This window comes from Oleiphilus sp. HI0061 (assembly GCF_001635675.1).
Genome location: NZ_LWFE01001209.1, coordinates 1 through 2,997 on the forward strand (window position 1 = coordinate 1; position 2,997 = coordinate 2,997).

2 protein-coding genes are annotated in these 2,997 nt (G+C 47.3%); both read right to left on the bottom strand.

Features of this window, described 5'->3' with window-relative positions; genetic code table 11:
* Window positions 1-48 precede the first annotated feature (48 nt).
* Window positions 49-1,656, bottom strand: a complete 1,608-nt coding sequence (locus A3735_RS18815; protein WP_068507216.1) for a carboxyl transferase domain-containing protein — start codon at window positions 1,654-1,656, stop codon at window positions 49-51.
* Between the two features lie 70 nt (window positions 1,657-1,726).
* Window positions 1,727-2,884, bottom strand: a complete 1,158-nt coding sequence (locus tag A3735_RS18820) for an isovaleryl-CoA dehydrogenase (RefSeq protein WP_068511075.1) — start codon at window positions 2,882-2,884, stop codon at window positions 1,727-1,729.
* Window positions 2,885-2,997: the final 113 nt, after the last annotated feature.

The window sequence follows — 2,997 nt, forward strand, 5'->3', positions numbered from 1 at the left end:
TGATTCATTGAATTGTACCTTATGAGTAATTTGAGTGATCGCTCATACTTACATTCTAAATACGCCAAACTCGGTATCTTCTATTGGTGCGTTTAGGCTAGCTGAGATTGCGACGCCAAGAACTTTTCGAGTGTCGCTAGGCTCGATTATGCCGTCATCCCATAAGCGTGCACTGGCATAATAAGGGTGTGCCTGTTTTTCAAACTGTTCGATAATCGGTTGCTTGAGTGCTTGTTCTTCTTCATCAGACCAAATGATGCCACGTTTAGCCAAACTATCTCGTTTAACTTGTGCCAGAACGCCTGCAGCCTGTTCGCCACCCATTACTGAAATACGTGCATTTGGCCACATCCATAGGAATCGTGGATGATAGGCTCTCCCGCACATGCCGTAATTTCCGGCACCAAAACTTCCGCCAATAATGATCGTAAACTTCGGAACTTTAGCGCAAGCGACGGCCATGACCATCTTTGCCCCATGCTTGGCGATACCGCCTTCTTCAAACGATTTGCCAACCATAAAGCCGGTGACATTTTGTAGGAAGATCAAAGGGATCTTACGTTGGCAGCATAGTTCAATAAAGTGCGCGCCTTTTTGAGCTGACTCAGAGAACAAAATACCGTTGTTAGCAATAATACCTACCGGGTTTCCATATATATGTGCAAAGCCGCAAACGAGTGTTTCACCAAAGTATTGCTTGAACTCTGAAAAGTCAGAATTATCAACGATTCGAGCAATGACCTCTCGCACGTCGTAAGGGGTTTTTAGGTCAGATGGAACCACTCCGTTAATTTCATTTTCCGGGTACTTAGGTGGTTTTGCTGGGCGAGTAGCCATTTGTTTTGGCTTCTGCCAATTAAGATTTGATACACATTCTCGAGCGATCTGGATAGCATGCTCTTCACTGTCGGCATAATGATCAGCAACACCAGAGGTTTTGCAATGCACATCAGCGCCGCCCAGGTCTTCTGCGCTAACTTCTTCACCGGTTGCAGCTTTAACTAGCGGTGGGCCTGCTAGAAAGATTGTACTGTGGTTGCGAACCATTATGCTTTCATCGGCCATTGCAGGGACGTAAGCGCCACCTGCGGTACACAATCCAAGTACAACGGCGATTTGTGGAATCCCTTTGGCAGACATGTTGGCCTGTCGATAGAAAATGTTGCCAAAGTCATCCTCGTCCGGAAAGACTTCATCCTGATTAGGGAGGTTTGCGCCACCTGAATCTACAAGGTAGACGCAGGGTAGGCGATTCTCTTCAGCGATGGTTAAGGCGCGGAGATGTTTTTTAACCGAAAGAGGGTAGTAAGTGCCTCCTTTAACCGTCGAATCGTTGGCAACAATCATGCACTCAGTGCCATTGATTCGGCCTATGCCAGTAATTGCACCGGCAGAGGGAACCTTTTCATCGTATACCTCATGGGCAGCAAGTTGAGATAACTCAAGAAATGGTGAGCCGGGATCAATTAATCTCGTGACTCGGTCTCTGGGTAAAAGCTTTCCTTTAGCTAGGTGGCGCTTTACCGCTTCAGGCCCGGCGCTATTTGCGGTGGCCTGAATGGTTTCACGCAGCCCAGTCACCAGCTCGTCCATCGCAAGCTTTCTTTCTTTAAACTGTGCGCTTAAAGCGTCTGTGTTGGATTGTATAACGGTCATAAATGATTCTATCCATCGATAGCCTTAGCAATATTTGCTAAGGCTTGGCTTTAATTAACGAGGCAGGGTGTTAACGCGTTTCCATAAATAATTCGCGGCCGATTAGCATACGACGAATCTCGGAAGTTCCGGCACCAATTTCATAGAGCTTCGCATCTCGTAATAGGCGCCCAGCAGGGAACTCGTTAATGTAGCCATTGCCGCCAAGTATTTGGATTGCCTCCAAGGCCATTTTAGTTGCTGCTTCAGCGCTGTATAGAATGATACCGGCCGCATCTTTACGGGTGGTCTCACCTCGGTCACAGGCTTTAGCAACGGCGTATAAGTAGGCGCGGCTGGCATTGAGTGCTGTGTACATATCAGCCATCTTCCCCTGGATTAACTGGAACTCGCCGATCGACTGATTAAACTGTTTGCGTTCGTGGATATAAGGTATAACCAGGTCGAGGCAAGATTGCATAATGCCCGTTGGCCCACCTGATAGCACGACACGTTCATAATCGAGGCCGCTCATTAGTACTTTAACGCCCGCATTTTCAAGACCAAGAACATTTTCAACAGGGACTTCGACATCTTGAAATACCAGTTCGCAGGTGTTTGAACCGCGCATACCCAGCTTGTCTAGCTTAGGAGACCGACTAAAGCCCTTCCAGTCACGCTCGACGACAAAGGCAGTTATACCGTGCGGGCCTTTCTCTGGCGCCGTTTTAGCGTAAATGACATAGGTGTTAGCGTCGGGCCCGTTGGTAATCCACATCTTGCTACCGTTGAGAACATAATGGTCACCGCGTTTTTCGGCTTTAAGTTTCATGCTCACAACGTCACTACCAGCGTTCGGCTCACTCATTGCGAGTGCACCAATGTGCTCACCCGAAATAAGCTTCGGTAAATACTTTTCTTTTTGTTCTTGGCTACCGTTACGGTTGATTTGGTTAACACATAAATTTGAATGAGCGCCATAACTAAGGCCAATCGATGCGCTGCCGCGGCTGATCTCTTCCATTGCCAGTACATGAGCAAGGTAGCCCATGTTTGTGCCGCCAAACTCTTCCGGTACGGTCATGCCCAATAGACCCATTTCACCAAGTTTAGGCCAAAGCTCGTTAGGGAACTCGTTATCACTATCGGTCTTTGCAGCGATGGGCGTAATCTCACTTGCGACGAAGTTAGAGACCTGGTCTCTGAGCATGTCATTGGTTTCACACAAATCAAAATTTAGTAATTGCATGGTTGGCCTCACATTTCTATTTATTCGGTAAGAGATTGTTTATGTCTTTTGTTTATTTATCGCGTCTATGCACCGAGACTCGGCTTCATCAAGTTCGAGCTGCATAACACGAA

Excerpts from the sequence above, each read along its gene's own strand:
- A3735_RS18815 (WP_068507216.1), bottom strand. The coding sequence starts at position 1,656 with ATGACCGTTATACAATCCAACACAGACGCTTTAAGCGCACAGTTTAAA.
- A3735_RS18820 (WP_068511075.1), bottom strand. The coding sequence starts at position 2,884 with ATGCAATTACTAAATTTTGATTTGTGTGAAACCAATGACATGCTCAGA.